The sequence below is a fragment of the Fructobacillus pseudoficulneus genome (assembly GCF_900108455.1).
In the GTDB taxonomy this organism is placed as follows: Bacteria; Bacillota; Bacilli; order Lactobacillales; family Lactobacillaceae; genus Fructobacillus; species Fructobacillus pseudoficulneus.
The window spans coordinates 1-20,084 of sequence record NZ_FNWS01000008.1; the positions used below are offsets into that span (position 1 = coordinate 1).

General features: G+C 45.0%; 8 protein-coding genes. 6 read left to right on the top strand and 2 right to left on the bottom strand.

Translation table 11 applies throughout. The annotated features are described in order from the left end of the window. Positions 1-266 (top strand): hypothetical protein (locus BLW39_RS07030; RefSeq protein ID WP_159428265.1); only part of this gene is annotated, 266 nt, incomplete at its 5' end. Between the two features lie 170 nt (positions 267-436). Here BLW39_RS07030 and BLW39_RS06310 read toward each other — a convergent pair. Both BLW39_RS06310 and BLW39_RS06315 read right to left on the bottom strand, forming a co-directional pair. Beyond that, positions 437-1,396: a GMP reductase gene (locus tag BLW39_RS06310; RefSeq protein ID WP_114666326.1), complete on the bottom strand. Its 960-nt coding sequence runs from the start codon at positions 1,394-1,396 to the stop codon at positions 437-439. A 127-nt stretch (positions 1,397-1,523) separates the two neighbouring features. Further along, positions 1,524-2,813 carry an adenylosuccinate synthase gene (locus tag BLW39_RS06315; protein ID WP_059379122.1) on the bottom strand — a complete coding sequence of 430 codons (1,290 nt, stop codon included), beginning with the start codon at positions 2,811-2,813 and terminating at the stop codon, positions 1,524-1,526. 210 nt (positions 2,814-3,023) lie between these two features. Between BLW39_RS06315 and purB the strand changes: the two genes are divergently transcribed. From purB to BLW39_RS06340, 5 genes are all read left to right on the top strand, one after another. Continuing rightward, a complete protein-coding gene (purB, locus tag BLW39_RS06320; protein WP_059379126.1) occupies positions 3,024-4,322 on the top strand; it encodes an adenylosuccinate lyase in 1,299 nt (432 codons plus the stop codon). Positions 4,323-4,586: 264 nt separating this feature from the next. Continuing rightward, positions 4,587-6,341 carry a KxYKxGKxW signal peptide domain-containing protein gene (locus tag BLW39_RS06325; protein WP_059379128.1) on the top strand — a complete coding sequence of 585 codons (1,755 nt, stop codon included), beginning with the start codon at positions 4,587-4,589 and terminating at the stop codon, positions 6,339-6,341. A gap of 45 nt (positions 6,342-6,386) precedes the next feature. Then, on the top strand, positions 6,387-11,297 hold the full coding sequence (locus BLW39_RS06330) for a beta strand repeat-containing protein (protein ID WP_059379129.1): 4,911 nt from the start codon (positions 6,387-6,389) through the stop codon (positions 11,295-11,297). 50 nt (positions 11,298-11,347) lie between these two features. After that, on the top strand, positions 11,348-17,752 hold the full coding sequence (locus BLW39_RS06335; protein ID WP_059379130.1) for a beta strand repeat-containing protein: 6,405 nt from the start codon (positions 11,348-11,350) through the stop codon (positions 17,750-17,752). Beyond that, the gene (locus tag BLW39_RS06340) at positions 17,749-20,058 is read left to right on the top strand and encodes a DUF1542 domain-containing protein (protein WP_059379132.1); all 2,310 of its coding nucleotides are present in this window, start codon (positions 17,749-17,751) and stop codon (positions 20,056-20,058) included. The genes BLW39_RS06335 and BLW39_RS06340 overlap by 4 nt, the downstream gene beginning before the upstream one ends. The last annotated feature ends 26 nt before the right edge of the window (positions 20,059-20,084 follow it).

The following is a 20,084-nucleotide window of genomic DNA, read 5'->3' on the forward strand; positions in this document are numbered from 1 at the left end:
AAGCAACAGCTAGTGTAAACGCATCAACGGATGCTAATGGAATCAATCAAGCTAAGTCTGCAGGAATAGTTGATGTAGATAGTCAATATAAAGAAAATATTTTTCCAAAAACAAATGAATTTACAACGATGAATGGAGTGAATACTCAATTAGAATCAGTGAAATCATTAAACGACATTAAGAATCATAATCAGCTTCCAAAAGCAGCTCAAAGGTATAAAAAATCATCAAGCTTTTTGTGTTATTTATTTCTGTATGCATTCTAATTTTAAATTTTAAAATTAGAAGAAGTAACGATAGACATTCAAGTTGATGTGGGTGTGTAAACTGAACACTTTTTCAGATTGAATAAAAAAATGATGGCAGCCATAGGGCTACCATCATTTTTTCGTTTTCATTATTCTGTCGTCAGTAAAATGGTTGAATGATGAAGATGTTATTCGGTCAAAATGACATAATCAACCGTTTTCAGACTGTTAAGGTCGCGGCCACCCGCATAAGAAATTGCGGATTGGATGTCTTCTTGCATGGCTGTCAGAGTGCCTTGGATGCTACCCTTGTATTCAACCATCAAGCTCCGACCTTCAACGTTGTGGTCGTGACCTTTTTGAGCGGCAGAGGCTGAGGCTGAGCCATAGTACGCCTTGTAAGTTTGACCGTTTTCTTCAATGATGTCACCGGGTGTTTCATCGTGACCGGCAAACATTGAACCAATCATCACCATCGTGGCCCCAAAGCGAATTGACTTGGCGATGTCACCATTGTGGCGGATACCACCGTCGGCAATGATTGGCTTCGTGGCAACTTGGGCGCATTGAGCGATAGCGGCTAGCTGCCAGCCATTGGTACCAAAGCCAGTCTTGTCCTTAGTGATGCAGGCCTTACCAGGTCCGATTCCGACTTTAGTAGCATCGGCACCGGCAGCTTCGATATCGACAACTGCTTCCGGAGTTCCTAAGTTACCGACAATCAAAAATGTCTCTGGCAAATTGGCCTTGATGTACTTGATCATCTTGATCACGTAATCGGAATGACCGTGAGCCACATCAATCGTAATGTATTCTGGGCTCACGTCATTGGCCTTGAATTGGTCGATTAGTTGGTATTCATCATCCGTAATTCCAAGACTAATTGAAGCAATTAATCCCTTAGCTTGAATTTGCTTGACAAAGTCAAAACGAGTTTCTGGTTGGAAACGGTGCATAACATAGAAGTAGCCACGAGAAGATAGCCATTCGGCCAAGTTTTCATCAATAACGGTGGCCATATTAGCAGGCATCACGGGAATCTTAAAGGTATGGTTTCCAAGAGTCACAGAAGTGTCAGCTTCACGCCGGCTCTTTAAAACGCTTTTTTTTGGCAGTAAACGAATTGCATCATAATCAAAAGTTTTCATCTTATTCTCCATTCATTGCTGGTTACTAGCATAATTGATGCTGATTAAACCAACAAAAAAGCAACAGCAGCTTGCAGTCTGACCAATACCGGTCAGGCCGGCAGTTGACTGTCGCCATAAAACTAAATTACTTGTTTGCCCAAAGGTCGGTCAAAACGTTAGTTGCATCTCGATCTGGACCAACAGCAAAGGTTGCCAGTGGCAGGTCGACGATTTCACAGACACGCTTCAAGTAGTTTCGAGCGTTTTCTGGCAAGTCAGCCAAGGTTTTAGCTTTGGTAATATCTTCTGACCAGCCGGGTAGTTCTTCATAAACGGGTTGGCAGCGCTCGAGATCTGCTTCAGAAGCAGGGTAGTGGTCGATAATTTGACCGTCGAGCTCATAGTGGGTAGCGACCTTCAAAGTCTTGAAGCCTGACAAGACGTCCAAGCAGTTCAAAGATAGCTGTGTCAAACCGGAAACGCGCTTGGCGTGACGCAAGGCCACAGTGTCCAACCAGCCGATTCGACGGGGACGACCCGTAACGACACCATATTCATGGGCAACGTCACGGATTGTATCACCAACTTCATCAAACAACTCTGTTGGGAAAGGACCTTCACCAACTCGAGAACAATAAACTTTGGCAACACCGACCACTTGGTCGATACGGTTAGGACCAAGTCCGGCTCCAACAGCTGCACCACCGGCAATTGGGTTTGATGAGGTAACGAACGGATAAGTTCCGTGGTCGATATCCAACATGATTCCCTGGGCCCCTTCGAACAAGACACGCTTGTCGTTGTCCAAAGCTTCGTTAATTAAATAAGAAGTATCGGCGACAAAGGGACGAAGGCGTTCGCCGTATTCCTTGTATTGGTTGAAAATGGTTTCAAAGTCAAGTGGCTCACGGTCGTAAACCTTGGTTAAGAATAAGTTCTTAACCTTCAAAGCTTGCTTCAAGCGCTTTTCCAAAGTCTTTGGATCAAGCAAATCAGCAATTCGAATACCGATTCGATCCAACTTGTCTTGATAGGCTGGCCCGATTCCCTTATGGGTCGTTCCAATCTTTTCGTCCTTTAGACCTTCTTGAAGTTCATCAAAGAGGGGATGGTAAGGCATAATTACTTGGGCTCTTGATGAGACCTTCAAGTTATGAACGGTAACACCGTTTTCCTTTAAATAGTTAATTTCATTAAATAGTGTTTCTGGGTTGACCACAACACCGGTACCAATCACGTTGGTTACCTGTGGCAAAAAGATTCCAGAAGGAATTAATTGCACGTGGAGCTTCTTTCCGTCGATGACCAAAGTATGGCCAGCGTTGTCGCCACCGGCATAGCGAACGACGAAGTCGGCTTTTTGACTTAGAAAGTCGGTGATTTTTCCTTTTCCTTCGTCACCCCACTGGGCGCCGGCAATCACGATTGAAGACATGGGTTACCTCTTTTATTCTTTATTGGCCAACAATTGACCAAAGGATAGTATACGGGTTATTGTTCTTAAAATCAAGGGAAAGGGGGAGATTCGTTCGGAAATAATGTTCGGATTCTGCATAAAAACAATTTATTTAATAAATAGTTCGTATTTATCTGCCTTTTCTTGTTATAATGTTCTTGCACGTTTGATAAAAAAGGAGATTCAAAAATGTTAGACCGTTATAGCCGACCCGCCATGCGCGACATCTGGTCACTGCAAAACCAGTACCAGACTTGGTTGGATGTTGAAATTGCGATTGATGAAGCTTGGTCCAAGCTCGGGGAAATCCCAGCTGAGGACGTTGAAAAAATCCGGAAAAATGCCACATTTGATGTAGCACGGATTGAGGAAATCGAAGCGGTAACGCATCACGATATCGTGGCATTCACAAGAACAGTTTCTGAATCACTTGGTGAAGAAAAGAAGTGGGTGCACTTTGGAATTACCAGTACAGACGTGGTTGACACAGCCTATGGTGTTCGCTTGAAGCAAGCCAACGCTATTTTGGAAGAAGATCTTGAAAACTTTATCGCTGTATTAAAGAAGAAAGCGATTGAATACAAGGACACGGTTATGATTGGTCGGACTCATGGAGTTCAGGCTGAACCAACTACTTTTGGTCTTAAGATTGCACGTTTCTATTCTGAAATGGAACGGAATTTGGAACGCTTTAAGAAGGCAGCTCGTGGTGTCGAAGCCGGAAAAATTTCTGGTGCTGTCGGTACTTTTGCTAATATTCCACCTGAAATTGAAGAATATGTTTGCCAACGTCTTGGCCTACGTGCACAAGAAATTTCATCACAGGTTTTGCCTCGTGATTTGCACGCCGATTATATGAGTACTTTGGCTTTGATTGCTTCAAGTATGGAAGGCTTTGCGGTTGAAATTCGTTCTTTGCAACGTTCAGAAATTCATGAAGTTGAAGAAAAGTTTGCGAAGGGTCAAAAGGGATCTTCAGCAATGCCACACAAGCGAAACCCAATCGGTTCTGAAAACATTTGTGGTTTGGCCCGTGTGGTTCGCGGACAAATGGTGACGGCCTATGAAAACATTCCATTGTGGCATGAACGTGATATTTCTCATTCATCTGCCGAACGGATGATTTTGCCTGATAGTACGTCATTGTTGGATTACATGTTGAACCGTTTCATGAAGATTATTGATACGTTGACGGTCTTCCCTGAACGAATGAAGTCAAACATGGACTTGACGCATGGCCTTATTTATAGTCAACGTGTCTTGTTGAAGCTGATTGAAACTGGTTTGGCCCGTGAAACAGCTTATGATTTGGTTCAACCATTGACAGCTAAGTCATGGGATGAAGGCTTGTCATTTAAGCAATTAGTCGAGGATAATGAAACGATTCGTGAACATTTATCTCAGGCTGACATCGATGATGCTTTTGACTATCATTATCACTTGAAGCAAGTGGATACGATTTTTAAGCGTTTGGGATTGATTGACTAATAGCGACACATTCAATTAAATAATTTAAAAAGAACGACAATTTGTCGTTCTTTTTTTATTGTCTAAATAAAAACATTAAATTGGAACAAAAGACCCATTTTAGAGCCGATATGAAACGTATTTGTGATGAATTTGATGAATATTTTGAACAAATTTTGCGTTTAAATGCCTTTAAATAGGCGGTTTACAGTTGCTTTTCTAGTTAAAAACGGTACAATATAATTGTGACTAAACTATTTCAAATATGTAGGTAAGGTGTTGTACATGCGTCAGTCGAATGTTAACGTGACAATCAAACAACATTATAAGATGTATAAGGCAGGAAAGGTCTGGCTTTTCGCCGCAATTTCGTCCTTCGCCATCGGCGCAGGTGCTTTTTCTGCTGCCTCAATGTCTGACTTTAATACAACGAAAGTTGCTGCCGATACCAATCAGAGTAGTACTTCGGTAACGACTAGCCAGGGTAATTCATCTGCATCACAGCTGAGCGCAAGTGAAAATGCTAGCCAAAGTACTAGCACCAGCGTCAGCGAGAGTGAAAGTGCTAGCCAAAGTACAAGCACTAGTGTTAGTCAAAGCCAAAGCGCCAGCACCAGCCTTAGTCAAAGCCAGAGTATTAGTGCTAGCCTGAGCGTTAGTCAAAGTACAGCAGCTACAAGTAATCAAAGTACTGGTCTTTTGAATCGAATCAGTGCAGATGGGCAGACCCAGTCAAGCTTGTCACAAGGGCAGAGTGCGGCCAATTTAGGCGATCAGCAAGAGGATGTTAGCGCAACAGCAACGCAGACGGCACAGCCAAACCAAGTCGAAGCGAAGTCTGAAACAGCTGATCGAACGGCTTTTAACAGTCAAGTAACTAGCAATGGTACGACGAATCCATCAAAGACGAGCATCACCATCGCTAAATCCGACCAGCTGACAAATATGGATGCTTATCGTCAACAGGCTGAACAAAACGGTACTTACGCCGCTGTTAGTGATTGGAATTCTTTTAGTAATGCTTATAGCAACAACAACATTACGTTCATTGATATTCAGCAAAATATTTCAGCAGGTGTAACCGCTCTAAGCAGCTATAGCGCCTTAAAAGAACGTAATAATAGCTTGATTCTGAATGGAAATGGCTATACGTTGGCTTTGGGACGGAATGCTTTGCGGACAGGAAAATCACCCAACTTTGCCTCAAATGGGCAGGGTGGCTCTGTCTTAACAGTCACCAATTTAAACTTGCAACAATGGACAACCGACAACTCTAGTCCAACTAGTGGTAGTCAGGGTCAAGAGGGCGGTAATAATGGTCAACCGGATGCAGCGATTGATGCTTATGCAGCCGAAAATTCATATGGTGGTTGGATTTATAATATTGATAATGTTAGTTTGCAAGGGCAATCAACATCTAGTTATCGTTTACAACCTGCTCGTTTGTTGGATGCTGAGGGGTCTTACGTAGTTCTTTCCGGGAATATTAACGTTTCAGCTCGCTATTCGATGATGCGAATTAGCAAGGTGGATATTGTTAATGGTGCTAATATTAACTTTCATGTCGTTGGTACACCTAATTTGAATGATACTACCGATTTCGTGGCACCAATGTTTGATTTTTCAACCAATGCAACTACCTACTCACAACGTGCTAATGCGACAGGTAATGATCATCTGTTTCGGGTTGGAGATGGTGTATCCATCAGTGGAACAAGCATCAACTATGTCAGCCACAACGCCCTTGTTCAAGGCACTTATTACGGCATGTATGTCGGCGATAATGTTACTTGGACACAGGATTTTTATGATGACTTCATTAATCAGAAAAACTACAACTCAATCACTCATCCCGATTCGAATCGCCAATATATTTTTGTCCAAAATTTCACTTTCAAAGCTTTAAATAATGTTGATACGCACGGCCAAGCAACATATGGCATGGGCTATGGTATTGATGGTAACGCAGTCATTAGTACTAAGGACAACACGAATGCTTATATTTATTTTGCTCCTGGATTAACTTTTTCGATTAACTAAATTAATAGTCCAACAGCCATTAATTTGGGTGCCGGAACGCAGATAGTGATTGATGCGCCAAAGTACTTTAATGTGGGTGCTCGTGATGCTACCTACGGTTCAAAGTTTGCTGGGGATGGTTCTTGGAATAGTGCCATCTACAACTTTGGTGCGAACGCTTCTTTGACGATTAATAACGCCGATGTGCAGGCCTTTGAAAGTTATCAGTCAAGTACTACTACGCCGACGCAGAACCTTGTTCGGGGTGGTACTTTGGTGGTGAACCGAAACGGAGCCACCATGTTGAACCGCGCCGGCAATGCAGTGCATAACACTGGTGCGGGTACAACCCGTGAACTCCTGGCGCAAAACGATGGTCTTGGTCAGGTTTTCGTCGAATACATCGACCAAAATGGTCAAATGATTCGTAAAGTTCAAGTGCCACTGACTGCAGATAATGTAGTCGGTCAGCGAATCCTTCTAAATGGGACGGAATACGCAATTAACCAAATGCCTGATGGTTACATGTGGGCACTTGGTTCTGAAATTCCTACGACTGCTGCCAACGATGCTCAAAGCGGTGGCGATCCAACCACGGCAGATGATAATGGTGATAAGAGTGGTCAGCCCACGGTCGCCATTATTCCAGATAGTCAGTTTACAAATACTTATAAAATTTATGTTTATGGTAAGCCAGAGACTGTTCAATATCAGTATGTCGATGAGAACACTCACAAAGTCGTACCAGGACCATTAGGTCAAACGGGTACGGAAGATGCTCAAGGGCTTGCTACGGCTAATTATGGCCATACGATTGATTGGACAAATAGTTACTACACGGCAACAAATGTACCGAATGGTTATCACTACGATCAGTCAAACAAAGACCAACCGGGTCAGATGACCGTCTCGGATAATAATAACTTGGTGACGATTTATATCGCTGGTAATAGCCAGAATATCACGCCAATCTATCAGACAAAGGATGGTCAGACGATTACGCCTGACCAAAGTCAGACGATTGACGGTATTACAGGCCAAACGCTTTTGTCATTACCACAACCAAGTGCTTCGGGCTATGCCATTTATCAGACCCTAGTGAATGGTGCTGTTGTTGATCCAACACAGCCATACACATTTGGACCAGACGATACAATTACCTTTGTTTATCAAACAAATGCGGATCGAATTGCTGATTTGACGGCACAAATTGAAGACGCTGAAACGGCTGCGAACACGGTTATTAATAATGATCAGACCCTTAGCACCAAAGAAAAGGGGACTCAAACTAGCCGAACTGCAGCAATCCGGCAGTCGGCGCTTATTGATTTAAATAATACGACGGGTAACGGTTTGAATGACATTGCTAAGACGGCAATTGCCAATATTCAGGCAGTGCATATGTCCAATCTGCCTGTTGATCAACAGCAGGCTAATTTGCTGAAGAAATTAAGTGCTTTAGCACAGCAAACTAAGACCAGTATCAGCACGGATAAGACGATTTTGGACGCTAATCGTGGTGGCCAATCGGACAATGTCGATACTGATGCAGCAGCCGGTTTGAAAGCCATTTCGGCTGCAACTGATATCGATAGCATTGATGATGCTTACGATACTTATAGTCAAAAAATTGCTGCTGACCACCAGTCCGGTGACCCAATTGCAACTCAGCAAGCAAATGCACTTAAAAGTATTAATCAAAGCGCACAAAATGTTATTAATGCCATACAAAATGACCCAACACTGGATAGCTCACAACAAGCAAATCAGGTTGGCTTAGTTAATGCTGACAAAAATTCGGCTATTAATGCGGTGAATCAGGCGGTCAATGCTGACCAAATTGCTACGCAGGTCAATAATTCGACAAGCTTTGCGACACATCATACGCAGGGCGAGTCTGTGGCAAACCGTCAAGCTGATGCGAAGGCTATTGTTGATGGCTTAGTAGTAACGGCAAAGCAAAAAATTTCAAATGATACTGGTTTGAATGATGCGCAAAAGGCGCAACAAAATCAAAACCTGACTGAGGCTGCGAATGTGATGTATACGGCGATTAATCAGGCAACAACTGCTGACCAGATTAATGCAGCTCAAAATAACCAGAGCAACCAACAAGCGATTACCAAAGCCTATGTACCAGCGGCAACGTCTCTCAGTCAACAACAGCAAAACGCTCAGGCGCAAGTTGCTGATTGGGCTAAGACGATTACTGGACAAATTCAAAGCGATACCTCTTTGGAAAGTACTACCCAGAATGCCCAAGTTGGTCAAGTGAAAGGGTTAGCAGCACAGGTTGCTGGTCAGATTACGAAGACTGAAGATGCTCAGCAGTTGCTGAATCTGCTGGCAGGAACTCAAAGTGGCGTAAGTGTTCATGACCAATTGGTAGCGCTTCACGTACCGGGCACGGCGCTTTCTGACCGGATTAACCAAGCGAAGACTGCTTTGCAGGTAGAAGCACAAAAAATTTCTGCTTTGATTAGCAAAGATCAAACGTTGCTTGAGACCAACCGGTCGAGCCAACTTAATAACATCAGCACTTATTTGAATACGGCGAATACCAGCATTACTAATTCAGCAAATGCTGATGCGGTTAACCAAAACCTCGCTGATGATTTGAAAAACTTGGATGCCATTTATGTTCCGGGTGACCCAATCAGCACGCAGCAGCAAAATGCTATTAAAAAGTTGGCTGCAAAGGCTGCAGATGTTCAGCAAAACAAGATTGGCGCTGACACGAATCTGAACAATGCTCAGAAGCAGTATCAAAACGGCTTGATTAATCAAGTCGTGGCAGCAGCAACAACGGATATTAATAGTAAGACAACCGCTCAAACGATTTGGGATCGGGAAGTCCAAGCAGAACAAACCGTTGCGGCTCAATATGAAGCGGGTTCAATCATTCAATCCGCTCAACAGGCGGCGTTGACTACTTTGCAGCAAGCTAATACGAACGTAACCGCCAATATTAATGGTGAAACAACACTTTCAAACGTTGAAAAGCAGCAGCAGTTAGCTCAGTTAGCGGTTGATTATCAGGCCGCTCAGGGCAATGTCAATACAGCGATTTCTAGTGCAGCGGCAACAGCTGCTGGTACTAGTGGTCAAACAACGATGTCCGGTGATTTCCATACCGGTAAAGCCGTGGCTGATCGTCAAACTGATGCCGATGCTAATTTGCAGCAAACATATAAGCAAATTGTGGCGGCTATTAGTGGGGATGTCACACTGACCACAGCTGACAAGAATCAGCAAGGATCAGCGGCGCAGTCGGCTTATAATCGCGCTGTTAGTGCAGTAAATTCTGCCACAACAGCTCAAGCAGTGATTGACCAGCTGACAAGCGGGAATACCGCCATTACAGCTACCTATAAGACCGGTGCTAATCTGGACGACCAGCGTGGGACTGCCAAGGGACAACTTGATAGTGAAAACGCTCGGATTTTGGCAGCAATCAATACCGACCCAACGTTACTTAGTTCGGATCGGGCAAGCCAAAAGGGTACGTTGGCAACGGCTTATGGCAATGCTGTTTCGGCCTTGAATCGCGCAACGGACGCTCAAGGAATTCTGGATGCTGAACAAGCAGGGATTACCAGTATCGATGGCACACATCAATCTTTGACAAGTGTCGCAGACCGAAAGCAAGCCGCCCAAAAAGCGCTTGACCAAGAAAATGGTCGGGTGCAGCAGTTAATCAATGATGATGCATCCTTGCTAACAAGTGCGAAGAATAATCAACTCGCTCAATTATTGCAAGCTTATCAGCAGGCTCAGTCAAACATTAATCAGGCACAAGATGCCGATAGTGTTTTGTCTGCCCAAACGACTGGTGTTAATTCATTGGCGCCAAACCACACCAGTGGCACACCATTTGCGCAACAACAAACAAGTGCAGAGCAAGCCATTACGGACGCCCAGTCAACTGCTGACCAAGCAGTTGATGGCGACGCTTCTTTGTTGACCACTGAAAAAGCGGCTCAAAAGCAGATTATTGATGATGCGGCTAGCCAAGCGCAAAGCAAATTGCAGGTGGCCACAACCGCCCAAACGTTGGTTGATGTGACGACACCGGCTTTGACAACGATTAATGGTGCCCATCAAACTGGCCAAGATGTAACTGGTCGGCGCAATAATGCGCTTGCAGCTTTGCAGGCTGAAAATCAAAAGATTGCAAATGCGATTACAGCCGATCCTAATTTGCTGACCAGTGAACAAAATAGTCAGTTAGCAAACTTGGCAACGGCCTATAAGGCAGCGCAAGATGCCTTGGCTGCTACGAGTGCACCGGATGCGCAGAACATTGTTGATGCGTTGACTACCGACTTAAGTCGAATTGATGCCCAGCACACAGCTGGACAAATGACGCTGGCTGCTCGGATTGCCGATGCCCAGTCACAGTTGCAAAATCAAAATAGTTCAGTGGCCAGTGCTGTTCAAACTGACCCAACTTTAACGACGAGTGAACAAAACACGCAGACAGCGACTGTTAACCAAGCTTATACAGCGGCCAATAATCAGGTTGGTGTCGATACGACGGCCCAAGCTGTTGCTAATGATTTGGCAAGCGGCCTGACCGCAATCAGCAACAGCCACAAGTCCGGCGAATCATTATCAAAGCAACAGGAAGATCGGATTAATCAGTTAAAGACACAAGATGGTACAGCCAAGAGTACCATTACCAGTGATCCAACGCTTTTGACTCAGGAACAAAACACACAGACGGAGCAAGTGGACACTTATTACCAAAACGCAGTTAGCGAAATTCAGGCTGCTCAGAATGCGCAAAGTGTCTTGACGATTTATAATTCGGCTGTGACTCAGATTAATGGTGTTCACCAGACAGGCGTCTCACTTGAATCACAAAAGGATGGCGCATTAGCCAAGCTGAAGGCAGTTAATGACCAAACCAATACGGCAATTACCAGTGAACCAACCTTAACAACTGCTCAGCAAGCTGCTGAAGTGGCTTCTTAGCAGACCAGCTAATAACGGCTCAGAGTACTTTGTCATCGTATGGCGATATTGTGAAGGGTCAAATTAATAATGACCCAACGCTTTTGGATGCAGATAAAAGTACACAAAAAGGGAAGGTAGATGCTGCTGTTTCAAGTGGTGATACAACCTTAACGAACGCTGATACTTCGGCACAAAGTTTGGCTGATGCCTTGGCACAGTTGGAAAAGAATTTGGACCAGCTTCATCAACCTGGCTTAGATGTGTCAACCCAACAGGCTAATGCCAAAACTAAGTTGGCCGGCGTCGCTAAGTCGACAAAGCAAACGATTACGAACGATCTAACTTTGACGGAAGCAATCCGCCAAGCACAACGTGGTGCAGTTGACCAAACGGTTACGACAGCAAATAGTAATATTATGACTGCCACTACTGCCCAAGCCATTGCGAATGCAGAAGCACAGGGTGAAGCTGCTGTTGGTAATGATTATCGAACAGGTGACTCACTTGATGATCAAAAGACCAATGCGCAGGGGCAGTTAACGAGCGCTTATAACGCTGCTGCTTCAGCTATTCAAAATGATGTGACCTTGACGAATGCTGTCAAGCAGACACAAAAAGCAACGCTTGATGCTAATTATCAAAATGGTAAAAGCGCTATTCAGTCTGCTGGATCGGCTCAATTAATCAGTGATACTGAATTTTCATGGGCGCAAACGCTTAGCAACTCACACACGGTTGGTAAGGACCTAGCAACCCAACGGATTGATGCTCAGACTGCTTTGAAGACGCAGTACACTCAGACGAAGAATGCCTTATTAGCAGATAAGACTTTGTTGACGGCGGAAAACCAACAACAGGCCGCTAATATCGATCGAGCTTATAACGCCGCTGTAGCATCATTAGCTGATAATCAGACACCAAACGCGCAAGCAATTGCGGATGCGGTGACGACTGGTAAGGCCAATATTCAGGCACAATTTGTACCTGGTGATTCAATTGGTGATCAGCAAAAGGCAGCCATTGATGCTGTCAATCAAGCTACTAATGATGCGGATAACTTAATCGGTCAGGATCCAACGTTAACGACTGATAATGTTAATCAGCAGGTAAGCAATGTTTCAGCTGCAGCCAAAGCAATTATCGCTAAGATTTCAGCTGCAACCGATGCTCAAACAATTGCCAATGCGATTGTCAATGTAGAAGAACGTTTGGCTTCTTTGCATGTACCGGGACAATCAGTTGATACTCAAAAGGGTGCAGCCGGAACGGCTGTTAATGGTGCAGGTGACCAGGCAAAACAGGGCATTCAGGGTGATCCAACGCTAAATCAACAAACAAAGGATGCTCAAAAGGCCGCCGTTAATAATATCGTTAGCAAGGCGATTGCAGCTATTAATGCAGAGACGCTGGCTGCTAAAATTGATGCCGATAAGCAACAGGCGATTGCTGATATTAATGCCCAACACAAGCAAGGGCAGCAAATTAGCGATCAACAAACGAATGCCATTGCAGCTATTACCCAAGAAGCAAACACGGTAAAGACAGCCATTGATCAGGATGACACTTCAGACAGCTCAACAAAGGATAGCCAAAAGGGTAATGTCGACCAGGCTGTTCAGCAGGCAACAAAGAATATCAACGCAGCCACAACCGCTGATACCATTGCTGCTGCTCAAACGACAGGCATTAACAGTATTGATGCCGCACATTTGCCTGGAACGGGAATTTCCGCACAACGTCAAGCAGCCTTGGACAAAGTTCAAGCTGAAGCTAATAGTGTCAAAGCGGCTATTCAAGCCGATAATACTTTGGATACAGCCACTGTTACTAGCCAATTAGCTAATGTTGATACGGCCCTTAGTGCCGCTCGGGCAGCTATTCAAGCTGAAACGGTAACCAATTCTGATGAAATTGGTCATGCGCGCGATGCAGGTATTGCAAATATTGATCAGCAATACCAGCTGGGCCTAGCATTGAGCCAACAGCAGGGTAACGCACAAGCACAATTAGCTACTTATGCGGGTAGCAACACTTCGTCAAGCGGTATCTGGCATGATATTGATTCAGATGTCACGCTAACGAATGACCAAAAGAGTCAACAAGAACAAGCGCTAAGCAATGCTTTGGATAGCGCTAAGACGACAATTGGTAGTGCTACCAACGCACAAGCAATTAAAGATGCTGTTGCTAATGCCAAAACGGCCATGACACAAGCGCACGTGATTGGTGCACCGGTTGACCAACAACGGCAATTGACATACCGAGCCTTTCTTTCATACGCTCAAGATGTTCAAGCTGCCATCACATTGGATCCCAATTTGACAGCGGCTGAAAAGCAAACGCAAATGAATAATTTGAATGTGGTGATTCAAAACGCCCAAAGCTCATTTGCTGCTAGTCAAATCACCAATGCCCAACAAATCGCTGAGGCAAAAACAGCTACTTCAAGCGCACTTGCAGCGGTTAAACAGCCTTCTGCGGTCAACTTTGCTACTCGTCGTTCGCAAGCTGTTTCCAGCCTTGATGATGAATTGACGACCATCAATTCCGCTATTAATCAAGATGGAACGTTACTAGCGACCGATAAGTCCAATCAAAAGCAAGCAGCACAGCAGGCCCACGATGCAGCGGTAACAGCTGTTCAACAGGCTGGTGATGCCGAAACGATTGTGGAACAATTAGCTGCCGGGATTAAGAACATTGACGGGGCTCATAGTTCGGGAACGGCAGTTGCTACTCAACAAGCCAATGCAATCGCCATTTTGACACAAACTGCCAAGGACACTAAAAAGGCGATTACCAATGATGTCAGTTTGCTAGAAGCTACTCGAGCTAGCCAACGTAGTCAAATTGATACGGACTTGCAAACGGTAATCGCAGCCATTAACGGCATTAGCAGTGGGGATGCGACTGCGGCTGACCAGATTCAAGCTGATCAAACACAGTGGAATAAAACCATTGCTAATGATCATGTTAGTGGCACAGCATTGGCAGAACAAAAGGCTAGTCAAAAGACAGCCTTGGAGAACTACGCTGGTAGCGATAGTAACCATCAGGGCGTTTGGTCGGCCATTGATACGGATGTCACGCTGACGGATGCGGATAAGGCAACCCAAAAGGCTAATTTGGCCAGTGCATTAAGCACTTATGAAGGTGACATTGATGCTGCTCCGGATGCACAGACCTTAAGTGATTTAATTGCTAAGGCTAATAGCGCAATGGATGCCAGTCATTCGGCCGGGGTTTCTTTGGCAGACCGACTAGTAGCTGCTAATAAGCAATTAGCTAGCAAGGTAGTCCAGGTCAAGGCACAAATTGCTGGGGATCCAACGTTGACGGATGCTGATGTTATCAGTCAGAGTAACGCGGTTGATACGGCTGTCAAAGAATTACAAAATGAATTAAACAATGATCAAAATGCTCAGGCAATTGTGAATACTTTGACCAATGGTTTGACGACAATTGCTGGTAAGTACCAGCAACAGAAGTCATTAGCAGATCGGCGCACGGATGCTACAAATGCGATTAATCAAGCGGTCACACAGGCTAAGACAGCCATTGATACGGATCCAACTTTGAACAAAGCCGATCGAACGGCACAGGAAGCTGCTGTGGACCAGGCTGTGTCAACAATGACGGACTCGTTAAACCAAGCGGATACCGCTCAAAAGATTTTGAATGTTCAAAATACTTTGGTACAAGCGGCAGCGGGTGTTCATTCAGCTGGTCAACCAATCGCTGATCAGCAAAAGGCTGCCAATGCAGACTTGGAAAAGACTGCTGATCAAATTAATCAGGCCATCACTGCCGATGTCAATTTGACTAATGCTCAAAAGACGGCAGAACGCGCTAACGTTGCTTCTGCTTTGAACACGGCCGAACAGGCAATTAACGGCTTGAATGATGCCCAACAGATTTTGGATGAAAAGAGTCGGCAGACCATCACGATACAGAGCCAACACCCATTGCCACGGCAATTGAGTGATTTGATTAGTGATGCACGGAATGCCTTCCAAACAGAATACAGCGGGATTCATCAAGTAATTCAAAACGATAACACCCTTAACAACAGTAGTCGAGCTAGCCAATTTGCGGCACTTTCGAATGCTCTTCAAGCCGCTAATGATTCCTTAACGGGCGTTAATAATGCACAGCAGTTAGCTGATGTCCAAGATAAGGGAATGAAGCAAATTGATAGTAGCCATGTTGTTGGTACACCTTTGTCACAGCAAATTCAGGCTGCTAAAGATCAGTTAACGAGTTTGGCGGATAAGCTGAATACTGCCGTCATGAACGATGTGAACTTGCTTGATAGTAGTAAGACCACGCGAGAAGGATTACTGACGGCGACATTAAGTAAGTACACGAATCAATTGGATGCTGCTAATCAGCCAAATTCAACGGCCAATGGTCAAACTGTTTTAGACCTATTGCAGGCGGCCACAACAGCCTTGAATAATGATCGAACTTCTGATGATGGCAATGGTGGCAGTCAAGATCAGCCTCTGGCAGATCAGATTGCTGCCGCTGTAAAGCAGGTTAGTCAAAAGTCTGTTGCCGTTCAAAACTTGATTAACGGCGATAATTCGTTGGTTCAATCGATGATTGACGATCAGACAGCATCAAACACGTCGATTAGTAATCAAGCGATTACGGACATCAAGGCTGCTGTGAATGCACAAGGATTAGCAAACCGGCTATCAAAAGCATTGCAGGACCTCAATGGTGTTTATCAAACAAATCCGACAAGTCTTGACGACCAAAAGGCTCAGGCAATTAAGGATTTCAATGCCTTGTATGGTACTGTTCAAGGACAGATCAAGAACGATACTGGCTTAACGAGTAGCCAAAAGGCAACGCAATTGGCTAACTTGGACCAGGAAAAAACACAAGGAACAAGTCAAATCAATAACGTCAATCGCGCGATTGATTTGGCGGGAATTGCCACCACTGTCGATGCTGATTTGAAGCAGGCTCACCAGGTCGGTACTAATATCGATGTATTACGGCAAAATGAACAAAATTGGTACAACCAGCAGGTAAAGAGTCTCGCGACTACTTTGTCAGCGAGCCAATTATCTGATGCCGATAGTCAATCGGTGAATGGTGCAATTAATGCCGCTGAACAAACGATTCAGGGACAAATCAACAGTGCTCAAAACGCTGACGATTTAGTTGCCATGCATAGTTCAGCAGTGACCAATTTTGCTAACCTGACCGTGCAGGTTAAGCAGGCCCAGGCACGTTACACCATCATTGCAACAGCAGCTGATCAGGTTGCAGCGATTAATAATGATGCTTCACTAACAAAGTCGGGCACGACTGGAAAAGATGCTCAAACTAGCCAGGTTAACTGTCAACGTGACAGCCTGTTAACTAGTATTACTAGTGCTCAGACAACCGACCAAGTGGCCACTATTTTGAGCAATGGCGTGACGGCTTTGGAAGGAATCCATCAGTCCGCCGCACAGACCTTTGATCAGCAGCAGTCAGCTGCCAATACCAATGCGACGGCTGCTGAAACTGCCGTTTCGAAAGCTATCAGTGATGCCAATAGTAATCAGAAAATTTCTGCTGACCAAAACACCCAGTTGACGGGTGTGGTTTCTCAGGCAACCAACGACTTCAATGCGGCCATTAAGGCGGCCAAGAACGCTGATGATATTAATGCCGCGGTCAACCAGCTCAATACCACTTTGGCCAATGCGCAATTGACCTTGCAGAAGAATCAGTCAACGAACGCTGTCAACCAAGCAGCTCAAACCGTTGAAACTGCGATTGACCAAGACCCAACGTTGGATGCTGGTCAAAAGGCTACTCAAAAGCAAGCCGTTCAAGCCCAGCAGCAAACTGCTAATCAACAAATTGAAAATGCAAGTACTACGGCTGCTGCTCAAGCCATTGAAAGCAACTTTACGAGTACAGTGCCACAACTTCACATAGCCGGACAAGCGATTGCGGATCGTCGGGCTAATTTGAAGCAATTAGTCGCTACTGCTGTGGCTGCAGCTAATCGTGCGATTCATAATGATAACACCTTGGACTCAGCTGCTAAGCAAGCCCAGTTAAAGCAAGTTATTGATGCTCAAACCACTGCTAATAAAGCAATTGATGCAGCACAAAATGCTGCGGATGGTGTGCAAGCAGAGGTGAACGGTGTTAATACTATTAGCGCTCTTCACCAGGCCGGACCAATTAGTGTCAGCCAGATGAAGGCCAACTTCTTAGCATTGGTTGAATCATTAGCGGGCACAGCCAAGCAAAACATTGGCAAAGCAACGACCTTAACAGCTGATCAAGTCAATCAAGTGACAAGGGATGCAACCTTTGTCCATGATCTTTCGTATTTGAATGCCAATGATGCTGAGGATGCGGACGATTTTGAAACTTTGTCCAATAACGTCCAAAACTTGTATACCACCGTTGATATTGAATTACATCAATTGGTTGGCTTACAGCCAATAATGGTGTGAAAGCTATTCAGGCTATCCCAACTGATGGTCAAAGCATTCAGCAACGCGCGACCGACATGATTGCCTCGTTGAATAAAGAAGCTGATAAGGTTAAGACAGACATTAATACTGATGCGAGCCTGTCAACTGCTGACCGGCAAAGCCAAGAAAAGGCGGTTGAAAACGCTGTTGCCGCTGGTGTACAGCAGATTAATCAAGCAACAACCGTTCAAGACGGTGTGACCGCAACACAGAATGCAGTCAATGCCATTGATGCTGTCCACCAGCCTGGTAGTTTGCCAACGCAAAAGACGGCGGTGACAAATACTGGGGTTGGCTATTTGAAAGATTTGACTGCTGCCATTGTTCAGGATGCGACTTTGCAAAACACTGAAGGCAGTCATTTGACGGATATGGTCGTTCAGGCACGTGATAACTTCACGGCAAGCATTAAGAATGCCCAAGATGCTGATAGCGTCAACCAGGCATTGACTGATTTGAATCAGGCAGTGCAACAGATTGCTAATCAGCAGACCAAGTATGATGATATTCACCAGTTACAACAGACTGCATCAACCACAACGACGAAGATCCAAACGGATAACACGTTGTCTGCTGCAATGGAAGCCAATCAATTGGCTGCTGTTCAACAGCAATTGACGACTGCGACAAATGCCGTGAATGCGATTGCGATTGGTGATAGTCAGGCTAGCGCGAAATTAAGTTCAGCTTTGGCAACGGGTAATCAAAACATTGCCAATAGCTATCAACCAGGAACACCGGTTGCCGACCATCAAGCGGCTTGGCAGCAAGCAATTAATGACGAAGCACAACGGGTGACAAACGCCATTAATGCTGATCCAACTTTGACGGGGGAGCAACAGCGACAACAAGTTGCTTCGGTTCAAGCTGCCCAGAGCAATCTGTTAACGCAGATTGAAGCGGTAACGAGTGTACAAGCCGGTGATACGGCGCAAGCAAATGGCTTGCAAGCTCTTGATCAACTTCATGTAGCTGGTCAGCCAGTGGCTACTCAGCAACAAACTGGACAAACAACAGCGGCTGCAGCAATTGCTGCTGAACAAAAGAATATTGATGATAATGCGGCTAACATGCAGCCAAGTGACAAAAGTCGCTTGGACCAAGCAGTCCAGGCTGCCCAGCAAGCTGCCACCACGGCCATTAGCCAAGCACAAAAGGCCGATGATATTACCAAGGCCCAAAGTGACTTAGCGGCTAAACTGGCCGGTATCGACTTAGACTTGTCTCATTCAGTTGGTCAAGAAAAGCTCAATGTTGCCAATACACAAGCAACGAATGCTATTCAAAATGATCCAACTTTGACGGGGGATGCTAAACAGGCTCAGCTACAAAGTCTTGCCAAGGCTTATCAAAGTGCTTTGCAGGCTTTGACGGCCACAACCAGTGTAACGGATGCTAGCCAAGTGGCAACCACCGGTGTGCAAACGATTACTGCAGTTCACCAAGCTGGTGAGGACTTATCAGTACAAAAGAAGAATCTGATTGCCAACATCCAGCAAGCGGACAAGAGTCTAAAAGCCAAAATTGATGCTGACAACACCTTGTCTCAAGCCCAAAAGATTCAGCAGAAGCAGCAGATTGATACCAATGAAGGCACGGCTATCAACGGTATTAACCAAGCAGCCGACGCTGATTCCGCTAAGAAGCTTGCTGATAGTACCAACAGTGCCAATAGCCAGGTTTATGTTCCTGGTACACCACTTGATGGTCAAAACGGTCAGCGTGCCGCTTTGCAGAATCAAATTACCGCTAAGAGTCAGGCAGTGGTTCAGGCGAATGCACAAAATTCTGCTGCAAATGCGGCCCAGGCCAACCAACAGGAGGCTGCTCGCCATGATGGTGGGGATGCTCAGAAGACCAGTAGTCAAGCTACGATTAATCAGAACATTATTGATGATGGCATTCAACTGGCTAAGCAGATTAAGAGCGGACTACCATTGGTTACCGATGCACACTATCAGCTAGCAGTTGATCAAGCCCTTAGTCAATTGATTTTGGCTTTGGCCAACGCCAAGACTCAAGCAGATGTTGATCGTGCTTATGCCAATTATGAGCAAACGTTACGGGATATTTTAGCCCAGGCTAATCAAGCGACAAAGAATCAGTCCGGTTCAACGCCTGGTGTGCTGCGTTTGCCAGGACAACTGGCCGCTGGCCAAACCGACATTATTCACAATAATTTGAAGACGACGATTATTTTGTCTGCAACGGCTGCTACACTTTCAGCCGGCTTAGTAGCAACGACGCCGCACTTTAAGATCTTCAAACGAAAGGAAAGAAGGTGATGTAAAGTAAACCGATGACTATTTTT